Origin of the sequence: Ralstonia pickettii, from assembly GCF_030582395.1 — a bacterium.
Taxonomy (GTDB): domain Bacteria; phylum Pseudomonadota; class Gammaproteobacteria; order Burkholderiales; family Burkholderiaceae; genus Ralstonia; species Ralstonia pickettii_D.
The window spans coordinates 237,548-262,305 of sequence record NZ_CP104382.1; the positions used below are offsets into that span (position 1 = coordinate 237,548).

Annotated in this window: 24 protein-coding genes; 9 read left to right on the forward strand and 15 right to left on the reverse strand. The window is 64.5% G+C overall.

All coding sequences use genetic code 11. From position 1 onward, the window contains the following. Window positions 1-106: 106 nt before the first annotated feature. On the forward strand, window positions 107-3,658 hold the full coding sequence (locus N5B55_RS17840; RefSeq protein ID WP_065854002.1) for an EAL domain-containing protein: 3,552 nt from the start codon (window positions 107-109) through the stop codon (window positions 3,656-3,658). A gap of 27 nt (window positions 3,659-3,685) precedes the next feature. On the opposite strand, the gene N5B55_RS17845 is transcribed toward N5B55_RS17840, so the two are convergent. After that, a complete protein-coding gene (locus N5B55_RS17845; RefSeq protein ID WP_304540795.1) occupies window positions 3,686-5,275 on the reverse strand; it encodes a methyl-accepting chemotaxis protein in 1,590 nt (529 codons plus the stop codon). A 215-nt stretch (window positions 5,276-5,490) separates the two neighbouring features. On the opposite strand from N5B55_RS17845, the gene N5B55_RS17850 reads away from it, so the two are divergent. Then, window positions 5,491-5,742 carry a hypothetical protein gene (locus N5B55_RS17850; protein ID WP_175402323.1) on the forward strand — a complete coding sequence of 84 codons (252 nt, stop codon included), beginning with the start codon at window positions 5,491-5,493 and terminating at the stop codon, window positions 5,740-5,742. A gap of 13 nt (window positions 5,743-5,755) precedes the next feature. Here the strand turns inward: N5B55_RS17850 and N5B55_RS17855 are convergent, their stop codons facing one another. The 3 genes from N5B55_RS17855 to N5B55_RS17865 form a co-directional block, all read right to left on the reverse strand. Continuing rightward, window positions 5,756-6,577: a siderophore-interacting protein gene (locus tag N5B55_RS17855; protein ID WP_304540797.1), complete on the reverse strand. Its 822-nt coding sequence runs from the start codon at window positions 6,575-6,577 to the stop codon at window positions 5,756-5,758. 80 nt (window positions 6,578-6,657) lie between these two features. Then, entirely contained in the window at window positions 6,658-7,326 is a 669-nt protein-coding gene (locus tag N5B55_RS17860; RefSeq protein ID WP_304540799.1) for a PadR family transcriptional regulator, read from the reverse strand. A 116-nt stretch (window positions 7,327-7,442) separates the two neighbouring features. Continuing rightward, window positions 7,443-7,961, reverse strand: coding sequence for a MarR family winged helix-turn-helix transcriptional regulator (locus N5B55_RS17865; protein WP_304540800.1), 519 nt, complete (start codon window positions 7,959-7,961; stop codon window positions 7,443-7,445). 76 nt (window positions 7,962-8,037) lie between these two features. Between N5B55_RS17865 and N5B55_RS17870 the strand changes: the two genes are divergently transcribed. From N5B55_RS17870 to N5B55_RS17880, 3 genes are read left to right on the forward strand one after another with little or no spacing between them, the layout of a single operon-like run. Beyond that, entirely contained in the window at window positions 8,038-8,535 is a 498-nt protein-coding gene (locus N5B55_RS17870) for a carboxymuconolactone decarboxylase family protein (RefSeq protein WP_178961672.1), read from the forward strand. Beyond that, the gene (locus tag N5B55_RS17875) at window positions 8,532-8,981 is read left to right on the forward strand and encodes a GNAT family N-acetyltransferase (RefSeq protein ID WP_304540803.1); all 450 of its coding nucleotides are present in this window, start codon (window positions 8,532-8,534) and stop codon (window positions 8,979-8,981) included. The genes N5B55_RS17870 and N5B55_RS17875 overlap by 4 nt, the downstream gene beginning before the upstream one ends. After that, window positions 8,978-9,604, forward strand: a complete 627-nt coding sequence (locus N5B55_RS17880; protein WP_065854016.1) for an FMN-dependent NADH-azoreductase — start codon at window positions 8,978-8,980, stop codon at window positions 9,602-9,604. The genes N5B55_RS17875 and N5B55_RS17880 overlap by 4 nt, the downstream gene beginning before the upstream one ends. A 31-nt stretch (window positions 9,605-9,635) precedes the next feature. Here the strand turns inward: N5B55_RS17880 and pcp are convergent, their stop codons facing one another. The 3 genes from pcp to N5B55_RS17895 form a co-directional block, all read right to left on the reverse strand. Next, window positions 9,636-10,283 (reverse strand): pyroglutamyl-peptidase I, encoded by a 648-nt coding sequence (gene pcp / locus N5B55_RS17885; RefSeq protein WP_304540805.1) that lies wholly within the window; start codon window positions 10,281-10,283, stop codon window positions 9,636-9,638. Window positions 10,284-10,362: 79 nt separating this feature from the next. Beyond that, complete coding sequence (locus N5B55_RS17890) at window positions 10,363-10,782, reverse strand: MarR family winged helix-turn-helix transcriptional regulator (RefSeq protein ID WP_154205587.1); 420 nt, start codon at window positions 10,780-10,782, stop codon at window positions 10,363-10,365. 74 nt (window positions 10,783-10,856) lie between these two features. Continuing rightward, the gene (locus N5B55_RS17895) at window positions 10,857-12,455 is read right to left on the reverse strand and encodes a hypothetical protein (RefSeq protein WP_304540807.1); all 1,599 of its coding nucleotides are present in this window, start codon (window positions 12,453-12,455) and stop codon (window positions 10,857-10,859) included. 187 nt (window positions 12,456-12,642) lie between these two features. On the opposite strand from N5B55_RS17895, the gene blaOXA reads away from it, so the two are divergent. Next, window positions 12,643-13,458 (forward strand): OXA-60 family carbapenem-hydrolyzing class D beta-lactamase, encoded by an 816-nt coding sequence (gene blaOXA / locus N5B55_RS17900; RefSeq protein ID WP_304540809.1) that lies wholly within the window; start codon window positions 12,643-12,645, stop codon window positions 13,456-13,458. Window positions 13,459-13,607: 149 nt separating this feature from the next. Then, window positions 13,608-14,051 carry a hypothetical protein gene (locus N5B55_RS17905; protein ID WP_178961680.1) on the forward strand — a complete coding sequence of 148 codons (444 nt, stop codon included), beginning with the start codon at window positions 13,608-13,610 and terminating at the stop codon, window positions 14,049-14,051. Window positions 14,052-14,198: 147 nt separating this feature from the next. Here the strand turns inward: N5B55_RS17905 and N5B55_RS17910 are convergent, their stop codons facing one another. Further along, complete coding sequence (locus N5B55_RS17910) at window positions 14,199-15,362, reverse strand: alpha/beta fold hydrolase (protein WP_304540811.1); 1,164 nt, start codon at window positions 15,360-15,362, stop codon at window positions 14,199-14,201. A 114-nt stretch (window positions 15,363-15,476) separates the two neighbouring features. Here N5B55_RS17910 and N5B55_RS17915 point away from each other — a divergent pair, with 114 nt between their 5' ends. Then, window positions 15,477-16,394 carry a LysR family transcriptional regulator gene (locus tag N5B55_RS17915; protein ID WP_065854029.1) on the forward strand — a complete coding sequence of 306 codons (918 nt, stop codon included), beginning with the start codon at window positions 15,477-15,479 and terminating at the stop codon, window positions 16,392-16,394. 314 nt (window positions 16,395-16,708) lie between these two features. Here N5B55_RS17915 and N5B55_RS17920 read toward each other — a convergent pair whose 3' ends face one another. The 6 genes from N5B55_RS17920 to N5B55_RS17945 form a co-directional block, all read right to left on the reverse strand. Then, window positions 16,709-17,644, reverse strand: a complete 936-nt coding sequence (locus N5B55_RS17920; protein WP_304540814.1) for an SOS response-associated peptidase family protein — start codon at window positions 17,642-17,644, stop codon at window positions 16,709-16,711. A 49-nt stretch (window positions 17,645-17,693) separates the two neighbouring features. Further along, window positions 17,694-17,987: a hypothetical protein gene (locus N5B55_RS17925; RefSeq protein ID WP_253912902.1), complete on the reverse strand. Its 294-nt coding sequence runs from the start codon at window positions 17,985-17,987 to the stop codon at window positions 17,694-17,696. 10 nt (window positions 17,988-17,997) lie between these two features. Further along, window positions 17,998-18,336, reverse strand: a complete 339-nt coding sequence (locus tag N5B55_RS17930; RefSeq protein ID WP_304540818.1) for a hypothetical protein — start codon at window positions 18,334-18,336, stop codon at window positions 17,998-18,000. Window positions 18,337-18,616: 280 nt separating this feature from the next. Then, on the reverse strand, window positions 18,617-19,867 hold the full coding sequence (locus N5B55_RS17935; protein ID WP_369812460.1) for a sensor domain-containing diguanylate cyclase: 1,251 nt from the start codon (window positions 19,865-19,867) through the stop codon (window positions 18,617-18,619). 130 nt (window positions 19,868-19,997) lie between these two features. Further along, window positions 19,998-20,774, reverse strand: a complete 777-nt coding sequence (locus N5B55_RS17940; RefSeq protein ID WP_154205596.1) for an EAL domain-containing protein — start codon at window positions 20,772-20,774, stop codon at window positions 19,998-20,000. Between the two features lie 516 nt (window positions 20,775-21,290). After that, window positions 21,291-22,901, reverse strand: coding sequence for a glucan biosynthesis protein (locus N5B55_RS17945; protein WP_304540822.1), 1,611 nt, complete (start codon window positions 22,899-22,901; stop codon window positions 21,291-21,293). Window positions 22,902-23,098: 197 nt separating this feature from the next. Between N5B55_RS17945 and N5B55_RS17950 the strand changes: the two genes are divergently transcribed. After that, on the forward strand, window positions 23,099-24,241 hold the full coding sequence (locus N5B55_RS17950) for a serine hydrolase domain-containing protein (RefSeq protein ID WP_304540824.1): 1,143 nt from the start codon (window positions 23,099-23,101) through the stop codon (window positions 24,239-24,241). Between the two features lie 38 nt (window positions 24,242-24,279). On the opposite strand, the gene N5B55_RS17955 is transcribed toward N5B55_RS17950, so the two are convergent. Next, window positions 24,280-24,750, reverse strand: coding sequence for a cyanophycin metabolism-associated DUF1854 family protein (locus N5B55_RS17955; RefSeq protein WP_304541856.1), 471 nt, complete (start codon window positions 24,748-24,750; stop codon window positions 24,280-24,282). Window positions 24,751-24,758 lie beyond the last annotated feature (8 nt).

The window sequence follows — 24,758 nt, forward strand, 5'->3', positions numbered from 1 at the left end:
CACGATGCCGCAACTGCATCGTGCGCCGAGAGATGGTCCTTGAGCCGCGCATCGTGCAACCGCAGAGTGCATCCGCTCTCCACATAAGGCTCTACCGGTCATTCAAGTGCCGAAGCACGCTCTCTTTCCCACCACGTTGCGCGGCCGCTTGCTCGCCTTGGCCGCGGTGGCCGCCTTGCCGGCCATCGTCGTGGCGATTGCCGGTGTGGCCCTTTACCGTGACCGGCTCAACGACCACCTCGCCCAGCACCTGACCCACGAAACCGAGGCCGCCGCTGCGCGCGTCGGCATGGTGCTGTCCAACGCCAATACGCTTCTCTCGGTAGTGCTTGCCGACGATTCGGCATTGCGGATGGAGCCGCAAGAGTGCAGCAGCTTCGTCAACCGTGTCTTCCATAACCAGAGCGATCTGGCGAACCTCGGCATCATCGACGCGCACCACAAGCTGGTATGCACGCCTGACGCGGCGAAGCTCGGCATCGATATGTCGGACCGAGCGTACCTGAACGAGATCATGGCGACGGGCCGGCCTTCCTTGTCGACGTTCCTGACCGGACGCGCCTCCAACCAGGCAGTGCTGATTTCAGCGCGGCCCATGGCAGCCGGCGACGGTGCCATCCGCGGCGTGGCGTATGCGGCTGTACGGCAAAGCGCACTGATTGCGGCCGCCATTGACGGCGTGCCGGAAGCGCCCGTCTATCTGGTCGATGCGGACGGCAACGTGCTTTCGAATCACGGCACCTTGGCTGCGGGGCAAGCGCCGGCCATCGTGCGTGCGCCGCTACTGGCTTCGGCGGGGCAGCAACCAGGCGAGCCGCTGCTGGTGGACGACGCCGACGGTGTGCGCCGCGCCTACGCCGCCATGGTCGTGCCGCATGCGGCTGGCGGGCACTTGCGCATCGTGCGCGGCGTGGATGCCACTGACATGCTTCGCCAGCAGCGCAACGTGACGCTGGCCGGGGGCGGCGCCATTCTGCTGATGGTCGTGATGCTGCTCGCGCTGATCCAGATGGCGCTACGTCGGATGGTCATGCCGCGCATCGATGCGCTCGTCGACGCGGCGCGCCACTACGCGACGGGTGATTTTTCTGCACGCGTAGTGGAGCATGGCGCCTCGCGCGACGAACTCTCGCTGCTTGAGCGCACCTTCAACGAAATGCGTGCCGCCATCCAGCGCCACGACGCCACCGTTCACCGCCTGACCGAACGCTTCCAGCGCGTGGCACGCGCCACCAACGACTGGATCTTCGACTGGGATATCGCGACCGGCGAATCCTGGGCCAACGCCAGCCTGCATCGGCTGCTTGGCAGCGACGCGCTGCTCGGTCCGGAGGACGACGACGGCGCTGGTGGGGGCACCTCGCGCACGCTGACCTTCCAACAGTTCGTACACCCGGACGACGTCGATGCCTTCGCCCGCGAGCTGCGCGCCGTCCTGAATTCGGCCCGCGACAGCTGGCAGCACGTCTGCCGCGTGATCGACGCCAATCGCGCCACGCGCACGGTGGAAATTCGCGCGAGCGTTTATCGTGATCAGGACGGGCGCGCCGTACGCATGGTCGGCGGGGTAACGGATATTTCCCAGCGTTCCGCGATCGAGCAGGAACTGCGCAGCAGCGAAGCGAACCTGCGCGTGGCGGAGCAGATTGCGCGCCTGGGCAGTTGGCGCTGGGATGTGCTGCGCGATTCGACCACGTGGTCGTCGGGCATGTACGTGCTGACGGGCGTGCCGCTGGGTGCGCCGCCGGCCTTCGCCCAGCAGGCGCAGTTCTTTACCGCCGACAGCTATAACCGTCTGCGCGACGCCGCCAGCCGCGCCGTCACCGAAGGGGAACCGTACTCGCTGGAGCTGGAGATCATCCGCCGCGACGGTGAGCACCGCTGGGTGCTGTCGCGCGGCAATATTGAGCGCAACGAGCGCGGCGAGGTCATCGCGCTGTTCGGCACCATGCAGGACATCACCGAGCGGCGGGAGTCCGACGAGCAACTGCGCCTGCTGCGTCGCGTGGTCGAATCGGTGCCGTCCGGTATTACCGTGGCCGACGCGCAGCAGCCTGATCTTCCGATCGTGTATGTGAACCCCGGCTTCGAGCGCATGACGGGCTACCGCGCAGAAGAAGTGCTGGGCCGCAACGCGCGCTTCCTGCACTCATCCGAGCCGGGGCAGCCCGCGCTGAACGAAGTGCGTGCCTCGCTGCGCGACGAGAGCGAGATCCGCGTGCTGTTGCGCAATTTCCGCAAGGACGGCCACGCGTTCCTGAACAACTTCCTGCTCTCCCCCGTGCGCGATGCCAAGGGCGCCGTTACGCATTACGTCGGCATTCAAGACGACGTGACCGAGCAGGAGATGACGCGCACGCGCCTTGCGCAGCACGCGACCATCGACCCGCTGACGGGCCTGCCCAACCGCACACTGCTGGCCGACCGGGTGCAGCAGTCGGTGGAGATGGCAGCACGCCAGCGCAGCCGCTTCTATGTGGCGCTCATCAACATCGACCGTTTCAAGGTCGTCAACGACAGCCTTGGCCACCTGCTGGGCGACGAGGTGCTGCGCCGTGTGGCCGAACGCCTGCGCGATGCGGCCGATACGGTCGACACAGTGGCGCGTTTTGGCGGCGACGTGTTTGCATTGGTCATCTCGCAGGCCGGTTCGCGCGGCGTCGACTTCGGATTCGACCTGTTTGCCGACCCGGTGCGCGTGGAAGGGCACGAGGTGTTCGTGACGGCAAGCATCGGCGTGGCCGAATACCCGGCGCACGGTGCAGATGCGGATAGCCTGATCCGCCACGCCGAGATGGCGATGTACTACGCCAAGCAGAACGGCCGCAACCGCCTCGAGTTCTTCGCGCCCGAGATGGACATCGGCGTGTCGTACCGGCTGAACCTGGAACACCAGATTCGGGCAGCGCTGGAACAGGGCCAGTTCCGCCTGCTGTACCAGCCGCAGATCGACACCCAGACCGGGCGCGTGTGCGGGCTGGAAGCGCTGATCCGCTGGATTCATCCGACACGCGGGTTGCTGCCGCCGGCCGCGTTCATTCCCGTGGCGGAAGAGAGCGGGCTGATCGTCGAGATCGGTAACTGGGTCCTGACCGAAGCCGCGCAGCAGCACGCCGAATGGCACAAACGCGGCCTGGCGGATGACCTGACGCTTGCGGTGAACGTGTCGCCGCTGCAGTTCAAGCGCGGTACCGTGCTGCCGACGTTGCTCAAGCTCCAGCGTCAGTACGGCCTCGGCTCGGGCTTCCTTGAGCTGGAAGTGACCGAGTCGATGCTGATGGAAGGCACGGAGCGCACCATCGAAGACCTCACGGCCATTCGCCAGCTCGGCGTGCGCATTGCCATCGACGATTTCGGTACGGGGTATTCGAGCCTAGCGTATCTGAAGCGCTTGCCGATCGACCTCATCAAGATCGACCGCGCCTTCGTCAAGGACATCGACCGCGATTCCAACGATGCCGCCATCTGCACGACCGTCGTGGTGCTTGCGCACAACCTTGGCGTGAAGGTGTGTGCGGAAGGCGTGGAAGACGCTGCGCAGTCGGCCTTCCTCGCCTCTCATCAATGCGACGTACTGCAGGGCTATTACTTCAGCGAGCCCCTGTTGCCTGAGGCCGTGACTGCATTGCTTGAACGCGACACGCGCTTCACCGTGTAAGGAAGCGTTGCTCTTCCCGCTGCAACGCTACGCGCGGAACACCGCCACGGCGTGCTTCAGATCTTCCGATTGGCGCGCCAGCACCGAGGTGGCGGCCGCTGCCTCTTCCACCAGCGTGGCGTTCTGCTGCGTGACCCTGTCGAGCTGTGAAACCGACGCGTTGATCTGCGCAATGCCGCTGCTCTGCTCGCGCGAGCTGGCCGAGATTTCCGACATGAGCTGCGTGACGGTCTGCACCGATCGCACGATCTGCGTCATGGTGGCGCCCGCCTTGTGGACGAGATCTACGCCATCGCGCACGGACTGATCGGATGCGCGGATGATCTCCTTGCTCTGTGCGGCGGCCTGCGCGCTGCGTTGGGCGAGACTGCGCACCTCGCCGGCGACGACCGCAAAGCCCCGGCCTTCTTCGCCCGCGCGGGCGGCTTCGACCGCGGCGTTGAGCGCAAGGATGTTGGTCTGGAACGCGATGCTCTCGATGGTGGCGATGATCTCGGTCACGCGCTGGCTGTCGGCACGGATGGCGTCCATGGTTTGCACGACGCGCTGCACGACCTGACCGCCGTCGGCCGCGATCGTGGAGGCCTGCTCGGCAAGGGCGCTGGCGGCGCGGGCGTGCTCCGCATTCTGCGCGACCATCGATGTCAGCTCCTCCATGCTCGATGCGGTTTCTTCCAGTGCGGCAGCCTGCTGCTCGGTACGGGCAGAGAGGTCATGGTTGCCGGCGGAAATCTGCAGCGTGCTGTGCGCGACGTTGGCGGCGCCGTCCTGGATGTCGCGCACCATCGACGAGAGGCTTGCGCGCATGGTGCCCATGGCACGCATGACTTCGCCCAGCTCATCGCTGGAGCGGACTTCGACCACGGTGGTCAGGTCGCCGGCGGCCAGTCGCGTGGCAAGCGTGGCCGCTTCTTCCAATGGCCGGATCAGCGTGCGTGCAAGCAGTACGCCTGACATCGTAGCCAGCCCGGCGCAACCCACGCCGGTGAGCCACAGCCAGTCGCGGCTGAAGACGAGCCACGCTGCGCCATGCAGATCGGCGGCTTCCAGCGCGATGTGCGCCCATACCGTGCCGATCAGGATGGCCGATGCAATCAGTGTCTGCAGCCCAATCACCTTGAAGCGCAGGCTGTCGATCTGAAACAGATTGACGGCGCGCCGCCATCCCGTGCGCAGAATGCGGCCCGCGCGCACGGTGTACGACGTGTCGCCCTCATTGATGGCGGTATAGGCGCGTTGCGCGCGCGCGATCTGCGCAGGCGTGGCCATCGAGCGCACCGATGTATAGCCGACCACCGCGTTGTTCTGAAACACCGGCGTTACGTTGGCCAGCACCCAGTAGAAGCCGCCGTCCTTGCGTCGGTTCTTGACGAAGCCGCGCCACGCCTTGCCGGCTTGCAGCGTGGCCCACAAATCGGCGAAGGCGGCCTCGGGCATGTCAGGGTGGCGCACGAGGTTGTGCGGCGCACCCATCAGCTCCTCATGCGAATACCCGCTGATGCGCACGAACGCCGGGTTGGCGAAGACGATGCGACCTTTGAGATCGGTGCGGGAGATGAGGTAGTCCGTCGGGGTGAGGGCGGTTTCGGCTTCGGTGACCGGCAGGTTTTTGCGCATGGTGGTGCCGCGCTTCGTGGGCGCGGATGGTCGAAAGGAGGCGTGGGCTTGAAAGGCACGCTGTCCTTCTTTGCATCGGCATGCCGCGGGCCATCTAAAGGTGATGCCTGCGCCCCGAGTTGATCTGGATCAAATCACACGGGTGGCGCAGATTGGCATGGCCGTTGCTACGTTGCTGGCAATGCGCCGTTCAGGCGCTGAAGATGGAGGAACGAGTGCACAAGATCTGTGGAGACGTTGAAATCGTCCCCCGCGTCGTGCCCGCCGGCGGGCGCGGCTGGGAGGCACGCGTGGAGGTGGTGTTTCGCGGCGCGGAAGGGCAATCGTTGTCGGGTTCGCAGGCGGTGCGGCCCGGGTGCACGTTCGGCTCGCCGCGCGAAGCGATGGACGCGGCGCTGCTGCACGGGCAGCGCCTGTTGCGCGAGTGGGTGAGGGGCACGACACCCCAGGCAGAAGTCGCAACCTGACGCGACGCGAAGATCAGCGCGCCTCGCTCGCCTTGCGCTCTTCGCGTGATAGGCCGGCCGTCCAGTAGCCCTTGGCGTCGATGGCGTCATGCGGCACGGCCCAGGCGCCTTCGAGCAGCGTGCGAACCTGTTTGAGCAACGACGCCTCGCCGGCCAGGAAGACCTGCGGTGTGCCGGCCGGCATGGCTTGCGCGCTCAGCGCGCCGACCATCATGGCGCCGGCGTGCGCCGTATCGCTTTCCACCCAATGGATGTTGCGGCTGCGCGGGTGCGTGGCCAAGGCGCCTTCCAGCGGCAGCCGGGCGCGGGCGTCGCCGATGGCGATGTAGGTCAGCACCTGCGCGTGCTCGGGCAGCGTTTCCAGAATCGCGAAGATGGCAGGCAACGCGGTTTCGTCGCCAATGAGCAGCGTCCAAGGCGCGGCGGGGTCAGCACGGAAGCCCCGCTTGGGGCCGGCAAATTCGACTTCATCGCCGGGTGCGGCATGCTCCAGCCAGCGTGCGGCAGGGCCATGCTGGGCTGCGGGTGTCTCGTCGTGCACGACAAAATCGATTTCAAGTTCCCCGCGGGCCGCGTGATAGCGGCGAATCGTGTAGGCCCGACCGAGCGTTCGGCCGTTGCCCGCGCGTTCGTGCGGAAACATCAGCTTGATCGCTGCGCCGGGCGGCGCCTCGGCCAGATCGGTGAGATCCGTCGCGGCCGCGCCGGTAAAGACCACGCGGCGCATGCGGGGCGACAACGTATGGATGGCGCGCACACGCACGCGGCGTGTGGCGGGTTTGACAGTACTGAGCAGCTGCGACATGAGACCTTGTGTGCGATTGAAGGCAAACATAGATGGCTGCGAAACGGACCGAGGCGAGGGGCCGGGCGACGAAGCGTCACCCGGGGCGGACTGGATGCTGCCGGTTCCGCTTACCGCTCGCCGGTGATTTCCTTGAGGGCGCGTAGCAGGATGTCTGCCACGCGCTGCTGTTCTTCGCGCGAGGCGAAGCGTTTTTCCATGAGCGCGAACTTCAAGCGCCAGCGCGCCGTGCGCAGCGGGTCGTGGCCGGTGTCCGTCCATTCGGCGGCGTTGTCGGTTTCGCGGTCGAAGGCCATGGCTTCATTCATGCGCTTGACGCGCTCACCCATGGCGCGTAATTGCGCGAGGATGGCATCGGCGCTGTTCTGGCGCTCAGCCAGCCAGGTTTCGCCTTCTGGCGTGATGCCGTAGCGCTTCTTGTTGCCTTCGACGGTGACGGAGGCAAAACCGTGGTCTTCCAGATACGACAGCGCCGGGTACACCATGCCCGGGCTTGGCGTGTAGAAGCCAAGCGAGTGTTCTTCCACCGCCTTGATCAGCTCATAGCCGTGACGCGGGGTGCCTTTGAGCAGCGCCAGCAGCACCAGCTGCAGATCAGCAGAGCTGAGTCGCCGGCCGCGCCACGGGCTGCCGCCCTCGTCATCCCCTTCCCCGTAGCCGCCGGGGCCGCCAAAGCCGCCCATGCCGCGTCCGAAACCGTGTCCGCCATGACCGTGGCGACCCATCATGAAGTGTTTTTCAATCCATATTTTGTGGTGATGTCCGAACCATCCGCGCATTGCTGTTCTCCTGAAGAAGATCATCAGATATATCGTAAGATACATCGCATGATAGTGGCGGCCTCCCAGAAGTCAAGGACATCAGAAACGGGAGCGGAGGAAAAAAGATGCGCGGACTACGGTCCTGGCTTGCCGCCGCCGAGTTTTGCAACGTGTACAAGCCAGCGCCGCACAACCTCTTCTTCCTTGGGCGAGAAGCCTTCCAGCAAGTCCCGCTCGATGCCGCCCGAGCGTTCGCGGCACGCTGCAAGCAGGGCGGACCCGTCCGGTGTGACGTCGATGTGCTGGATTCGGCCGTGCACGGCGTGGGGCCGGCGGGTGATGGCGCCGCTGCGCTCCAGGTTGGTGACGATCACGCTCACCGTCTGGGGCGTCAGCATGGTCAACCGGGCGAGGTCGGCGTTCGAGATGCCCGGGTAGGCGCGGAGCATCGTGAGCACCAGGAATTGCGGCAGCGTGACGCCCACGTCGGCCATGGCGCGCTCCATGCGCAACCGCTGCGCGGCGCTGGCTTGGCGTAGCAGGTAGCCGAGATAACCTTCCTCGCCGCGCTTGCCTTGGCCGGGCTCTGGAATGGCGGGCGCATTGGCGGATGTGTCGTGTTCCTGGGTGGCAACAGGGGCGCGCTTGCTCATGATGTAAGAGTTCGAATATGATGTTCGAACACTGATATTAACACTCGTCCCACCCGAACCCTCTCAGGAGCCAGCCATGGAAGATCTTTCCCCGCGCATGGATTACTCGGAATTTGTCGATACTGCCGTCGGCGTGGCGCCGGCGTTGCAGGCGCTTGGCAAGGCGGTGGACGCCTCGGGGCTGGAAAAGCCGCTGACCGAGCTGATCAAGCTGCGCGCCTCGCAAATCAACGGCTGCGCGTTTTGCGTGCAATTCCACCTGAACCTCGCGCGCAAGCTGCGCGTAGCGCCTGCCAAGCTCGACCTGGTAGCGGTCTGGCGCGATACGCCGGCCGTCTTCACGCCGCGCGAGCGTGCTGCGCTAGGCTGGACCGAAGCGCTGACCACCTTGGCACGCGCCGCCGGGCACGGCGTGGAAGACCACGAATACGATGCCGTGCTCGAACATTTTTCACGGACGGAAGTCGCCTTCCTGACGGCCGCCGTCGCCAACATCCAGGCGTGGAACCGTATTGCCGTTGCGATGCGTTTCGCGCCGCCGGTGCCGGCTGCTGCAGCGGCAGAGGGTGCATGACCATGGACGCCATCCGCCCCATTGAAGACGAAGCCGCGCTGCGAGCCTGCTTTCCCCTCATGCATCAATTGCGGCCGCACCTTGCCGACGCAGACGAACTGGCCGCGCGCTGGCGTCGGCAGGTGGCAGACGGCTATCGCCTGATCGCCGTCTGGCGGGAGGGCGCGCCCGTTGCGCTGGCCGGCTATCGGTTGCAGGAAAACCTCGTCTACGGGCCGTTCCTCTATGTCGACGATCTGGTGACCGATGCCAAGCTGCGCAGCAGTGGCCTCGGCAACGTCCTGATGGACCATCTCAAGGCCGAAGCCGAGCGTCTGGGCTGCGCAAGGCTGGTGCTCGACACGCCGCTGTCCAATGTGCTCGGCCATCGCTTCTACTACCGCAACGGGCTGCTCGCAGGCGCCTTGCGGTTTGGCATGAACACGCACCCTGGAGCAACGCGATGACAACCCTGCTGCACGTGGCCGTGAGCCCGCGCAATGATCGCTCGCACAGTCGGCGTGGCGCGCAACTGGTGATTGCGCAGCTGGCGCAAGTCTCCGGCGGTCTGCGCGTGATCGAGCGCGACCTGGCAGCAACGCCATTGCCGCATCCCGATGCCGGCTTTGTCGAGGCCAGCCTCATGCCCGACGCCCAGCGCACCGCAGCGCATCGCGCACAGCTCGCCCTGTCGGAAACGTTGATTGGTGAACTGGAGGCGGCCGATGCCGTGCTGATCTCCACGCCGGTGCACAACTACACGGTGCCTTCGGCGCTGAAAGCATGGATCGATCTGGTGGTGCGGCCCGAGCGCACGTTCCGCCGCACGCCCACCGGCAAGGTCGGCACGCTTGCCGATCGCTCGGTGCTGGTGCTGTCCGCCTCCGGCGGCAACTTCGATGGTGCGCACGCGCAGACCGATTTCCTCATGCCGTACCTGCGCTATGTATTCGCGACAGTGGGCATTCGTCAGGTCGCCGGCATCCGCTTGCAGAACACAGCGCGCGGGGCCGATTCCGCCATGCAGGCCTTCGAAAGCTTCCGGCAGGAGCTGGCAGCGCGGATGTTGCTCATGCCGCTCGTTGCCTGATTGCGTCAGGTCCGGCCATGGCGCGCGCGTGTCAGTGGATGGCCCCGCCGCTGACCTTCAGGTCTGCCCGCGTGGCCAGCGTTGTACGCACCGCCAGACGGATCCCTTTGACTTGCGTATCGATCGACAGGCTCGGCCGGCCCGCATGCCGCGCTGCCATTTCGGGCGTGGTCGGCACGTGGATGAAGCCGCCGCGCACGTCCGGCGCACGCGTGGCGATGTGGTGCATCAAGCCGTAGAACAGGTGGTTGCAGTTGTAGGTGCCGGCACTTTGCGACACGCCCGCCGGCACGCCGGCCTCGCGCAGTGTCTGCACGATCGCCTTGATCGGTAGCGTGGAGAAATACGCCGCCGGCCCGTCGGCCACCACAGGCGTATCGACGGGCTGATTGCCCGCGTTGTCCGGAATGCGTGCATCGATCACGTTGATGGCCACGCGCTCCACCGATATCTCTGTTCGGCCCGTGGCCAAGCCGAGCGCGAAGACGAGGGCGGGCGATGTGTCCTCGATCGCTTCCACCAATTTTTCGTTGGCAAGGCCAAACACGCACGGCAACTGCCGCGCCACGATGACCGCGCCATCTACCTGGGTGCCGCCCAGCGCCTGCGCGATGTCCCACGAAGGATTGGTCGGGTCGGATTCAAATGGCTCGATGCCGGTGATGAGAACGGTCGTCATGCGGGCGCTCCTAGGTGATATCCGTAGTGATGCAACTATTTGCCGATCAAAAAGGCGGCCATGACCGCCCCCGTTTGTCTTACGTGTTCAGCGCGCTCCGAACGTCGCGGATGGCTTGGACCGTCTCATCGAATGCGCTTGCACCGACATGCTCCCGCAGGCGCCGCGCCACCTTGGCACTGGCAGCCTGCAGCGCGGCTTCCAGTGCTCGGGCAGCGTCCGTGGGGAAGAGATTCCACTCGCGGCCATCCTCTACGGATGCCTGGCGCTCCGCCAGTCCCTTGGCGACCAGGCCATCGACAAGACGCGTGGCGGTGGGCCGCGCAATACCCAGCACCTCGGCCAGTTCGCGGTTGAGCACGCCGGGCCGCTTGAGCACCACGCGCAGCACAAAGCCTTGCGGCGGCGTCAGGCCGAACGGCGCGTACGCTGCCGTCCATTCACGTTCGACGGAGCGCGCCAGCGCGGTGGTGTTGAAGTACAGGCAGTGATCGAACATGGGCGGGAGTCTAGCGGTGGATCATTAGCGATGCAACGAATTTTTCCGCCTGTCGATGTGCGTGAGCCACACGTTTAGGGGGCTGTTTCTGTCGTGTGCGCAAGCTGCTTCAGCGCCTGAACGAAGTACGCGCGGTCGTACGGCGCCAGGTCTTGCATGGCTTGCGAGAGGCGGTCCATCGCCGTGCGCGCGGTCGCGTGATCGCGGTCTGCGTGGGCAAACCACGCCAGTTCCAGCAGCAACCCGCTCACTTGCACGTGGCCGTAGCGATGCCGGCCGCTGTCGTGTTCGCGCAGGCGCAATGCCGCCACGTCGGCCCAGCGCTGCGGCCAGTAGCGCGCGTCAAAGGCTTCGGAGAACGGGCCGGCCTGCGTGCGCAGGTCGGTCAACGTGAGGGCCGGGCGGTGTGTGTCGGCGCGTGCAATGCGCATCAGCGCAATGGCATTCCATGCCGATTGCAGCGGCCCACCGTTGCGTAGCGCCTGCCATTCGCTCATGGCCAGCCAGCGGACGGCATCGACCGTGCCGTCGGCATGCTGCGCGTTGCCAAGCACATCGCGCAGCAGCCAGCACGTCATGCCGAGGTTGGCGGCAACTTGTTGCACGGCGTCGGAGGCCTGGCTTTCCAGCGCAGCAGCCAGCGCGGTTTCGAACTGCGCGACGATGCGCTGCGCGGCCTGCACGCGTACGTCCGGTGCAATGCTGTAGGGTTCCGCGTAGAGCAGGCGGGCGCGCTCGATGAGTGCGCTCAGGTTGTTCCACTCGAAGCGGATCTGCGGGTGATAGCGCAGCAGGCTGCGGCCGGGCTCGGCGTCGGCCAGACGGGCGAGCAGGCCGGCAGCAAGATCCAGGTCGCGGCGGTCATAGGCGCACCATGCCGTGACGATGCGCTCCATGGCGGCGAGGTAATCGTTGCCCAGCACATGGCGCTGTCGGCGGTGCGCGCGCAGTTGCGAGAGCAGGGCGCTCGCGCGTGTCGAGTCGCCCAGGCGGCGTGCGGCCATTGCCTCGCCCAGGGTAACGAGGGCGCGCTGGAAGTCGTTGTCGGCAGCGTCACCTGCGTGACGTAAGGCGAGCAGGGCACCGCCGCGTTCCGTGTCGGAGGCGCTCGTGCCGGTGCCCAGCGCATGCAGCAGGCGGCCTTCGCGCATGGCGTGGCGCGCAGTCAGAAACGCGTGCCAGAAGGCGGGGTTGGGCGTGCCGGGAGCCGGGCCGGACAGCGCGCTGGCGTTTGCTTCGGTGCTGATGTCTGTGCTGCCTTCCGGCGCGGTGATGCCGAGAAAGGCGCGCACATCGGCGTCATCGGCAATGCGCCCTTCCACAACGCAGACCACGCGCCCGGCGTCTTCAGGTGTGAGCCAGAACGGGCCCTGGCTGCGCTTGTCTGCGTTGAGGAAGCGCGGCTCGCGGTCGCGCTGTTCGCCCCAGCCTGCCTGCACGCCCCAGTTCTGCCAGTCGCGAAAGGCGCGGCTGATCATCATGCGCTGCGTGCTGGCGTCCGACACGGCGCCACGCAGGTCGGCCAGACGCACCAGCGGTTGTTCCGGCGATAGCCGATGCGCGTAGGCCAGGCGCACAAGCAGCCAAAGGCTCTGGAACGGTGCACGCCTGCCGTCGACGGTTTGCGGCGTGGTCAGTTCCACATGAAGTGGCGGCAGCGTGGATGGCGTCATACGGCAGCGGGGACAAGACACAAGCGTGGCCGCCATTGTGCGCCAAGCCGCCTGTTACAGGCGTTACGCGCGTGACGTGCCGCGAGGCTTGTGCGCTGGCCGCAGCGCCGGGCCGCTTCTACGATGCGCAGCGCTGGCTGTGCAGACGCCCGCCGGCAATCACCCACAACATCAAAGGAGCTGTCTCATGCTGTCTTGCTGCTCGAAGACCTTCGCGTTCGCCTTGATGGCCTGCATGCTGGCAACAAGCGCCGCCACTGCCCGCGCCGAGCTGGTCGTGCGTAACGACCTCAAGCGCGTGTTCGACGCCGCCGGCGTCTCAGGCACCTTCGTGCTGATGGACATCAGCGCCGACCGGACCTATGTCGTCGACCCGGCGCGGGCCGCGCGACGCTTCCATCCGGCCTCCACGTTCAAGATCCCGAATAGTCTGATCGCCTTCGACACCGGCGCCGTGCGCGACGACCAGGAAGTGCTGCCCTACGGCGGCAAGCCGCAATCCTTCAAGCAGTGGGAGCACGACATGGCATTGCCCGAAGCGATTCGCCTATCCGCCGTGCCGATCTACCAGGAAGTGGCGCGCCGCGTGGGTTTCGAGCGCATGCAGGCCTACGTCGATGCGTTCGACTACGGCAATCGCCAGCTCGGCAGCGTGATCGACCAGTTCTGGCTGCGTGGCCCGCTGGAGATTTCTGCACTTGAAGAGGCGCGCTTCGCCAGCCGCGTGGCGCTCAAGCAGTTGCCGGTGAAGCCCCGCACGTGGGACATGGTCCACCGCATGCTGTTGATCGAGCAGCAGGGCGACGCCGCGCTGTATGCCAAGACGGGCGTTGCCACGGAGTATCAGCCGGAGATCGGCTGGTGGGTCGGTTGGGTCGAGCGTGCCGGGCGCGTGTATGCCTTCGCGCTGAACATCGACATGCCGCGCGAGGGCGACATGGCCAAGCGCATTCCGCTGGGCAAGCAGTTGATGCAGGCGCTGGAGGTGTGGCCGACGCTGTGACACACGGGCCTGCTGCTTTCTCAATCTGACCCGCAATCAGGGATGCCCGCAATCCACAATGAGATGAATTCGGAGGACGATGAAAATCGTAAAAAACTATTGCGCCGATCCGTCTGAAGGCGGCCGGATGCAACACAACGGGGGTCCTCATGTTGAAGGTCTACACGGCTACGGCTGTCGCCCTGGCGGCGGCCGTCGGAGCGAATAGTGTGCTCGCAGGTGGCAGCCACGACGGCGTGATCTATTTCACCGGGGCCATCGTCGAGGCCGGGTTCCATGTGCAGCCTGCACTGCAGGTGACCGGCGCGAGCGAGGGCGTCCAGCCGCGTCGTTCTGTGTCCGGCGATCAGGTGGTGTTGGACTTTCGCTCGACAGCGGTACGGGTGGTGCCGGTCGATGTGTCGGTGGAGGCCCGCGCAGCCTCGTCGCTCAGGCCGCTGCGGGTGAGTGATGCAGGCGGCAAGGCAGACGTCCTGGTCAAATACGGCGGCTTCAAGGGCAACTTGCTCGCGGCAAACAACGGCACCTTGACCTTATCCCGCGCACCGGGAGCGGAATCAGCGCTCGCGGTGGTGACACTGTCCTACCAGTAAGGAACAAGGCGGGAGTGCACCGCCTTGTTCGTTGACAGCCGCGATGGCCTTGGCGACGCCACCGGCGGTTGGATTGGAACGGGTGCGGAGTCCAGATGCCAAGCGCCCCGTCGGAGGAGCGAGGGGGCGTCAGCCGTCCAAAGTCCTTCAGTTCAACCCGGCCGGGTTGGAGATTCGGAGCCTCCACCCACCGTCGCGGCCCTTTTCCATCACTTGCGTCGCGGTGCCGCGCTCTTCGTGATCGCGGCCGTCCGGTAGCGTCACGTTCAGGGTCCAGTCGAGCAGGACGAGGGCTATGTCGCCGCTCGTCAAGACGCGGCGCACTTCGTTCCGGATACGCGGGCGTAGTGGCAGCAACTGCGCCAGGCCGGCGCGCAAACTGCCGGGGCTTTCCTGCACCACCTCGCCATTCGTCATCCGCATCGTGGCTTGATTGCTGAACAAGCCGAGCACGGCATCGAGATCGCCGGCGTTCAACGCGGCATCGAAAGCGGCCGGAACCTGATCGGGCGAGCGGCATGCGACCGACTTGTTTTCGATCGCCGCGACAAATTGCCCAATGATCCGCGCCACCTCAGCCGGGGCTTCCAGCGGCGACAAGTGTCCCGTTCCGGGCAGGACGTGCATCGCCGCATGCGGAATGCGCGGCAACAGTTCTGCCTGGAGTGTTGCGATGCGATCGACCTGGTCGAGCTCGCCAGAGATGACGATTGTCGGTGCGTCGATAGACGTTGTTGCCGCAGTAATGTCTTCGCGCATGGCCAGCTCGGGCCAAGCCGATTTGGCCTGCGGCGCGCCCCTCAGACTGTCTTCGATGACTTGCTCGCGGTAAGCGGCGTCGAGCGGTTTCGCGGTCAACACGTGATCGATCACGAATTCCACTGACTCGCGCGTTTGATAGGCGCCCGTCAATGTCGCCCGCTGGGCGTCGGAAAGCAGCATCGGCGACGGCGGCGACGGCGCGACCAGTACGAGACCTTCCAGGCCGTTCGGCCGGCGCGATGCCATCAGTTGGGCAACCTTTCCCCCCATCGAATGACCGACCAGAACATAGCGGCGTAGACCTAGGGCTTCGATAACGCCTTCGGCGTCGGCGGCGAGATCAGCAATGCCGTAGTGGTCGGCGGGCGCCTCGGAGTCGCCCCAGCCCCGGTGATCGGTTGCAACGATCCTGTACCGGTCAGCCAGTTCGTCTGCTACCGCATCCCATGTTCGCGCCGAGCCACCGTAGTAGTGCAGGAACACCAGGGCCAGCTCGCCGTTGCCCCGCTGTTTGACGTGAATGTGCGTGCCGTTCGAATCGATCACCATGTTTGTGCCCCTGTCCGTTCGTTGATGCACGCATCGTAGATTCGATTTTGTCGTTTGATAATCTGTCGATCCGACTATTCAGCCGATAATGCTGTTATCGAATTGGAGGGCAACATGGACCGGCTTACAAGCCTCGGCGTATTCGTCGCCGCTGTGGAGGAGGGCAGTCTGGCCGCGGCGGCGCGCCGCTTTGGGCTGTCGGCAGCGATGGCCGGCAAGCACGTGAGTGCCATCGAGGCCGATCTGAATGCGCGGCTGCTCCACCGCACCACACGGCGCTTGAGCCTGACCGATACAGGCCAGACCTACTACGAACGCTGCAAGCGAATTCTCGAAGCCTTCGATGAAGCGAGGCGGGAAGCGAGCGATTCCCAAGGCGCGGCCCGTGGTGTGTTGCGCATCGCGGCGCCCGTCACGTTCGGCGCGATGCACCTGGGTGAGGTCGTGGCGCGCTACATGGAGGACCACCCGAACGTCACTGTGGAGGCGCAGCTGGGTGACCGCTATGTCGATCTCATCGATGCGGGCGTTGACGTGGCGATCCGGATCGGACGGTTGGAGGCGCCTGGGCTTGCGACGCGCAGGCTCGCCCCCTGCCGAATGGTCGTGTGTGCCTCGCCCGCCTATCTCGAGCGCCACGGAACGCCCCGCAGGCCGGAAGAATTGCTGAGCGCGCAACGACTGGTGTTCAGCGAGGCCGTGTCGGCCGGAGATTGGACACTACGCGACCACGAGAATCGCGCGCACGTCATCGACGGACCTTGCCGGATGGCGGCCAACAACACACAGATGCTGCTCGCTGCCGCTGTTGCGGGAGCCGGTATCGCGTACGGCCCGACCTTCGTGTTCGGCGGGCACATCCGGCGCGGCGAGCTTGTGGAGCTGCTGCCAGCCTATCGCCCCGCGGAGCTGACGATTCACGCGGTCTACCCCAGTACGCGACGCATTCCGTTGAAGGTGCGTCGGTTTGTCGACTACCTCGTCGAGACGTTCGGGGATGACCCGCCCTGGGATCGCAAGGGCATGTCTTAGAAGGCGGCCGGCATCTTCATCAACCACATTTGGCCAATAGCAGCCCGCCACAACGCCTCGAACGAATCAGAGACGGGAACAGGAACGGTCTTGCGTTATTGTGCCGCCTACGCGTTATTCCATCCGTCATGGGTCATCGAGGCCGATAGAGCGCGGCGTCCTGAGATCACGAAAACGACGGACTTCTCGGACGCGCTCATCTCTCGTTCCCTCGACATTCCTGATCAATACGTATCTGTGAATGGATTGTAGAGCCCAGGTTTCGAGCAGGGTGCGCCGAGTGCCCCTGGGCCGCTCCCGGCCGAGAACAGAGGTTACGTTGAAAGCCGATGCGCGTAATACAGACGCAGCTTGTCCTCAAGAATTGCATCTACCGCGTCGAGGTCGCGTGGTTCCGGGTTCAACCAGGCATCAATGTTCTCCGGCTTGATCGGGATCGGTACGCGGTCGTGCCCCGTTGCCGCAATCTCCGGCGGCGGATCGTCGGTGATGATGGCGAACGACAGCAGATCCTTCTCGCCGGGCTTGGTCGCGCGCCAGTGTGACCACACGCAGGCGACCAGCAGCGTCTGCGGCGGGTCGGGGCGGAATTCGAGCACGAGGTTTTTGCCGTCTGGCCCGGTCACGTTCTCATAGAACGCGTCGACCAGGACAAGGCCGTGCGTGTGGCCGTATTGGCCTTTCCAGAAGCCGCGCAGGTTGTCGCGGCGGGCGTTGTAGGTGCCGGGATACTGCTCGTAGTAGAAGGCCGGTTTGCCGGCGGGGCGGCACTGGTAGCGCATCGGTTTGACGACCCGCCGGCCGTTCTCCATCACCATCACGGGCGCGTACCAGCCGGGGTAGATGCGCGAGTCGCGCGGCTTGAGCTCGGTGCTCTTCAGCTCTTCGAGCTTGCCCTTTGCCGCCGCGATCTTGTTGGTGGCGATGCGGACGTCTTCAGCGGCTTTCTTGGTGGCCTTGGCGGCGAGGGATTGCTGGGCTTTCTCCAGCCGGTCGGTCTGCTTGGCCAGCTCCTGCAGCAGCGCGATTTCGTCTGCGGCCATGCGCGCGCGGATGACCTCGGCGATTTTCTTTTCTTCCTCTGTCTCGGGCGATTCGAGGAAATGCGTGGTCATCGCCCTCGGCACGCGCATCTTCGGGTTGGAGAAGTACTCCATCACCATCCGCGTGAAGTCGTCGAGCGACATGACGGCGCCGTACTCGTGTACGAACCGTCGATAGTCGGCTTCGATTTGGGCGGAGTAGCACATGGGCGCGGGGCTCCCGGGCTGGCTGCCTGATCATACGCCGCGGGGCGGCTTATCTCCGGTCGCCCGGCGGTCGCTCGCCCCTGATCTTGACGATCATCTCGGGCAGCCAGTCCTCCTGTTGCAGCGCTAGACGCAGGTTCAGCAAAGCAGCGCCGAGCGGGTTGTCCGGGTAGACAAAGTACTCTTCCGTTTCCAAGCGCCATGCGTGATAGCCGATGACGTGGAGGGCGCGGATCTCCCACAAGAGCCGCAAGACGGTTTCGTTGTCGCGGTGCTGTTCGGTCAGCTTGTGGAGCTCAGCAAGGGTGAGCGCGGGAAAGCGCTTGCGGATAGGGTTCGACATGGGCGCACCGTCACCATTTGCGGTTGCGGCGCATCGCCCGACGGTCCTGCGGGGCGGGTTCTTTGGGGAGAGCGGCGCGATAGGCGTCGCGTTGTGCGAGTTCCTCTTGGAACCACGTCTCCGCCGCAAGCTCGCGGTGCAACGCCGCGACGGCAATGCCGAACGCGTCTGTCCGACCGCCCGGCCCCGCCGCCTCCGCCACTTGGTTTACACGAAAGACAAGGTTACGCAGCGCTTGCACCTCCATCACCAGCCGGCGCACGACGGGGTCGTGGCCATAGCGGTCGCCGATGGCCTTCAGTTGCTCGGTGCTGAGCGCGGGATATTCGATGCGGAGGGGATAGGGCATGGTGCGAGTACTGTATTTTTATACAGTATCAGCGCCCGGAATCTACGCGTCAACGTAGACAATGCAGACGTGAGCTATGCGGCCCTTGGCCCAGCCAATCATTCGTTTATGGCATTCTCCTCACTTCTGTATGTGCAACGCGCATAAACACTGAGATGCTGGAAGGATGCGCGCTGGTAGATTGGTCGTGAGAGCTCGCTCTCCCCGCAGACTTGAAGGCGGTCCATCTCTCTCCGGACCGCCTTTGTTTTTTTTGGTCTGCGGCAGCCGCTTGGGCCAGTCAATGCGCGATTGATAGCCGGTTACGCCCTGCGCGTTTCGCGTCGTAAAGCGCCGAGTCAGCACGAGCGATCAGCGCGCCGATCGTTTCGTCTTGAATAAGCGTTGCGATGCCTAGCGAAAGGGTCAGCGCGGAGACTTCCTCATCCTCATAGGCGTTGACGCGATCGAGAATGCGCTTGGCCAGGTCGACGCTATCCGCCTGCGAGCATTTGTCGAGCACGATCATGAATTCTTCGCCACCCCAGCGGATCACCGCGTCGCGGCTGCGGACCGATTGCCGAAGGATGTCGGCAACCTTGACCAGTATGCGGTCTCCGGTGGGATGACCGAACGCGTCGTTGATGCTCTTGAAGTGGTCGATGTCACACATGATGAGGGTGAGCGGGCGCTCCAGCGTTGTGGCGGTCCTGTACCGATCCGCAAGGAGTTGCTCGCCATGGTGACGATTGTGCAGGCCGGTGAGCTTGTCCTTGGTGGCTGCCCGTAACAGTGCCTGTTCCCGCTCTACGCGCTTAGTGATGTCTTTGCTGACACTGACGTAGTGGCTGATACGTCCTTTCTCGTCGAAGATCGGCGAGATGCTCTGTTCTGCATGGTAGAGCGAGCCATCGCGACGCCGATTGATGAAGGTGGCGCGAAAGTCCTGTCCGCTGGCGAGCGACCGGCGCATAGCCCCATAAAAAGCCTGGTCATGTTTGCCCGACTTGAACATGGCGGGCGTGCTGCCTTGGATTTCGTCAATCGTGTAGCCCGTGGATTTGGCGAAGGCCGTATTCGCGAAGATGATCCGCGCCTTGGCATCCGTCAGCATGACGGGGTCGCTCGTCGAATCGAGGGCGCATGCGAGCAGTTTGTTCGTCTGTTCTGCCTGTTCGTGAGCCGACACGTCCTGCTGAACGGAGACGAAATGGGTGACTAACCCGCTGTCGTCGCGCACGGGCGAGATGCTCCAGCGGACGGTGTAGCTTGAGCCGTCCTTCCGGTAGTTGGTTGCGGTGCCCTCGAAGAGTCGCCCCTCCCTCAAGCTGATACGAAGGTCATCAATCACTGCCGGATCGGTGTCGGGACCTTGAAGCCTCCTGAGGGAGTGGCCGTGAAGCTCGTCCAGCGAATAACCCGTCATGGCGGTGAACGCCGGATTGGCAAATTGCACCCGGCAACCGGCAGAGATGTCGGCATCGGTAATGACGATGGCTGTCCATGTCTGTGTGATGGCCGTCTCAAATAGTTTCAGCTGTGGTGTGCTCATAGATTGCCGAGCTCGGTTGTCCAATCGAAGGAGGGTGGTGCGCATCAACCGGCTGCACGCTGCGGCAGGTTGGCCCGAGGCTGGACAACCGCTGTGCCCGCAGCCGGTCTGGCTAAAGCCAGTTTGGCAATTAGCGGGTGTTTGATACCGGTGGCATTGACCTGAACGCAGGCTTTGCGAACAGATAGCCTTGCATGAGCGTGATACCCGCGTCAGCGAGGAAGTCGCGTTCCGGCGTTGTTTCAACGCCTTCGGCAATGACCCGGATCCCAAGGTCCTCGCAGATGCCGAGTACGCCGGAAACAATGCGTTGTCGCACCGGATCGGAATCGATTCCGCGGATCAATGCCATATCCAACTTGATGAGGTCCGGCTGGAAGTCAGCGAGCAGGGTGAGCCCGGAGTGCCCGGCTCCGAAATCGTCAATCGCGGTTTGAAAGCCGAACGACTGATACGCCCGAAAGATTTCGAGGAGGTGCGGGCGGTCGATGATGTCTTCGCCCTCGATGGTTTCGAAGATGATCCGATTAATGGGGAAGCCAAACTTTTCGGCCGCCTCAAACGTCGTGCGGATGCATGCGGCTGGCTGATACACCGCGTTCGGCATGAAGTTGATGGATAGGAAGGTGTCCATCCCGATCCCGGCCGCCTGCTCAATTGCAGTGGTCCGGCACAGTTGGTCGAATCGGTAACGGTTTGCTTCGTCCACTTGCGACAGCACCGATGCAGCAGACTCTCCGTTCGGTCCGCGTACCAGCGCTTCGTGTGCATAAGCGTCGCCCGTGCGCAGATCCACGATGGGCTGAAATGCGAAAGCCATCTCGATAGAGGTGCCATCGTCGGAGCTGCATCCGGAGCAGCGCTTGTTGGACGCCGATGGTCCGGTTGCGCGATGGATCTGAATCATCTTGGCAAAACGAGTAAAGGATGTTGGGCAACGGCTTCACGCCTACTGAAAGGCGTGAGCGTTGTGCATTGCACAGCCCTGCACAACTGGCTTGTACGACGTTGACTTCACTCGAAGTGCAGTACAGCGCCACTAGGGGATCGACGCGAGCTGACTTCGCTCACATGACGGGGAGGGGGAAATTGGATGATAGATCAATTGACCAACACGCGCTGTGCCCCTTGGACAGCGGGGAGCCTGTGCCGCAAAAAGGCCTGACGTGCCGCACTTTGGCTTGAAGGGGTGAGACTTGGCGCAGCGTAGCTTTTGGCACCGCTTCAAGTACGCACCCTTGTCAGGCAAAGCACATCAAATACGGGTGCATCATCGGCGCGCTTTGGTGTCGCGCGGGGCCGCCACCACGCCGTTGCGCGCCGAATCGTGTTCAACACACCCTCGCAAGTCATTGACTTGATTGCGACGCGTTCGCGTGGTTTCGCCCCCGGTTTTCACGCAAGAAAGCGGTGGTCTTCTTTTCTAGTCATAGACTTGCGACGTTTTCAGGGTCGGGTGGTACTGGTACAGCCACGTCTCCGACAGAGGCTTGCCGTCTAAGCGCAAAAACAGCCGCATGTCGACCGGTTCCTTCCCGTCGACCGTCAGATCGAACTGCGCGCGCCAATGCCCCGGCACGCCGTTCGGCACGGCTTCGGTAAATACGTACGAGAACGTGCCGCGCGAGCTGCTGAGCACTGCCTCCGGCTTGGTGCCGAAGGGCAGCTTCTCCAGCGGGCCGCCCTTGAACTCGACCATGAACTTGCGCACGCCGCGCGGGCGCGGCTGGCCCGGCTGGCCGCCGTTGCCCATGCGCGTGGCCACGCAGCGCGCCAGCTGTGTCGGATACGGCTCGTCGGCCAGCCAGTGCAGGCGATAGCGCAGGCGGTACTGACTGCCCGCGCGCGCCGGCGCTTTCGGCACCCACATGGCGACGATGTTGTCGTGGATCTCGTCGTCGGTCGGGATCTCGATGAGCTGCACGGCGCCTTCGCCCCAACCCTCCAGCGGCTCGACCCACAGGCTTGGCCGGCGCTCGTAGTGCACGCCGTCCTGGTAGTTGTTGAAATCGCGATCGCGCTGCAGCAGGCCGAAGCCGCGCGGGTTGTTGTCGCCAAAGGCAGACGCCATCGTGCGCGGCGGATCATTCAGCGGGCGCCAGATCCGCTCGCCATTGCCGGTCCAGAGGGCGAGGCCGTCGGAGTCGTGCACCTCGGGGCGCCAGTCGGTGGCGGTGCCCTTGGCGGTTTCCGAAAACCAGTACATCGACGTGGCGGGCGCGATGCCGAAACGGTCGACGTCCTTGCGCAGGAAGATCGCCGTATCGATGTCCATCACCACGCCCTTCGTGCGGTGCATGACAAAGCGGTATGCGCCCGTGATACTCGGGCCGTCGAGCAGCGTGTAGATCGTCACGGAATCGGCGCGGTTGTCTGCCGGCGTGTCGAACCATACGTGCGTAAAGTTGGGAAATTCTTCGGGCTTACCGGCCTGCGCCACGTCGAGCGCAATACCCCGTGCGGAAAGCCCGTATTGATATAGCTCGCCGATGGCGCGGAAGTACGACGCACCCAGGAAGGCGACCCAGTCGTTCTTCTTCCAGTCCAGTTTTTTCTGGTCGCCCAGGCGGCTTTCCTGGAAGCGGAAGCCGGCAAATCCGCTGCCGCGCGGCAGTTTGCGCGCCGGGCTGTCGGCGGGCATGTCGAAGTAGGACTCGTCGTAGACGATTTCGCGTGCGGCGCCTTTGTCCACCACGTGCATGCGCACCGGCGCGCGGAAGAACGTGCCCAGATGGAAGAACGTCACCGGAAACTGGCCCGGGCCGTCGGCAAAGAGCGCGTGGGCGGTGTCGAACTTGATCTTGCCGTGCGCTTCGTAGTCTATCTTGGACAGGATGTCGGCCGGCGCCGTGGCAGGCGGCGTGTAAGGCTTGCCGGCCATCGTGCGGGCGCGTTCGATCAGCGCATCGAAAGAAAACGGTGCGGCATCGCCGAGCTTGACGCGATCGACGGCCAGCGCTTCGGGCGTGATGCCGAGCGCCGCCAGCGTGGCGGTGACGGATGCGGAGGCAAGCAGGGTTCGACGTGTGACCATAGGTGCCTGTGATGTAGCTGGTGAAATAAGAATGGTCCGACATGGTAACGCGGGCCCAGGTTCCGACGCGGGGTGAACGCTCCCCCGGATGGCCGATGCACTGCCGTTGGGTCGCCCCGTTCGACCATTCATCGCAGAGGGTTTGAATTTGCAGGTGGCGGTTACGATACTTGGTGCCACAACGGTGGGAGGCTGGGATGAGGCTACGACTGCGCAACATCGGCATCGCTTTGGCATGGGTATGCGTGGCATGCAGCGCGCAGGCCGCGCCTTGCGATGCGCCCGCCCAGTTGAACGACGGCTGGCAGGCCGAGGCGGACCCTGCCGCAGCCGGTTTCGATGCCGGCCATCTCTGCGCTGTCCTGCGCAAATTCGCCGATTCCGATGCCAACTTTCACAGCCTGCTCGTGGTGCGCCATGGCCGTCTGGTGGCAGAGGTCTATCGTGCTGGCAAAGATGAGCGGGTGAAGGATCTGTTCCGCACCACGCGCACGTTCGACGCCAGCACGCTTCACGACATGCGCTCGATCAGCAAGTCGGTGACGAGCCTGCTGTGGGGCATTGCGCAGGGGCAGGGGAAAATGCCGCCGCTCGATACACCGGCGCTGTCGCTGTTTCCCAAGCTGGCCGACCTGAATCGCGACGGCCGCGAAGCGATCACGCTGTCGCAGATGCTGTCGATGTCGAGCGGGCTGGCCTGGAACGAATGGCGTGCGGCGAGCTTCTTCAACAACGACGAGTTCGGGCTGTTCTGGCACACGTCCCAGGCGCACTACGTGTTCGACCGGCCGATGGCGGCCGCGGCTGGAACGCAGTTCAATTACAACGGGGGCAACACGGCAGTGCTTGCGCAACTGCTGGCGGACCGCGTGGGCATGTCTGTGCCCGAGTACGCGCGCCAGCAACTGTTCGAACCGCTGGGCATCACCGACTGGGAATGGGTGGACGACTACCGTGGCCGCCCGCTGGCCTTTGCTGGCCTGCGCCTGCGCCCCCGAGACGTGGCGCGCATCGGCCAGCTTGTGTTGCAGCATGGCCAATGGAACGGGCGGCAAGTCGTGCCCGCCGAGTGGATTGCCGAATCAACGCGCCCACACATCGACACCGGCATGGGCTTGCAGTACGGCTATCAATGGTGGCTCGGCAAGGTGGCGGCCGGCGGTACCGAGCTGGCATGGATCGGCGGTATCGGCAACGGTGGCCAGCGACTGTGGATCGTACCGGGGATCGACATGGTGGTCGTCACCACGGCAGGCGACTACAACCAGCGCGCAATCTGGAAGCAGGCCGAAACCGTGCTCAACGAGGTGATGACGGCCGTGCAGCCGACGCCCCGCTAACGGCTGCGCTGCTGCGCGGTTGCACGTCTGAAAGGGGCTTACAGGAACCGGTCGAGGATCTTGCGGCTGTGCTTGTCCAGCGCAAGCAGATCGCGGATCAGGTAGTGAATGCCGTGGTTGTCGGAAATGAGCAGCGTGGTGCCGGTCAGGCGCCGGATGTCTTCTTCGCCGCGCAGCACGAGGTCGGTCTGGCCGCGGTCGGTCTGCACCGTCCACGTGCTGGGCGTGGCGTAAGTCGATACGCCGACGATCTTGCGGATCTCGGGCATGAATTCACGCGCGCCGAGTTCGGCTTCGATCAGCGTGCGCATTGGCGCGGGCAGCGCATCGGGCTGGGTGATCCATGCCAGTTCGCGGCCATCGGTGCTCATCAGGCTCAAGCCGTCGCCCGCAGCGGAGATCGGGAACGCGCGCACGGGCACCACGCCTTCATGCACGGTACCGTCGGCCAGGGTCATTACAAGCTTGCCGAAGCCGTTGCGGCTCAGGCTGAAGTCGGGCGTTTGCATCGCAGTCA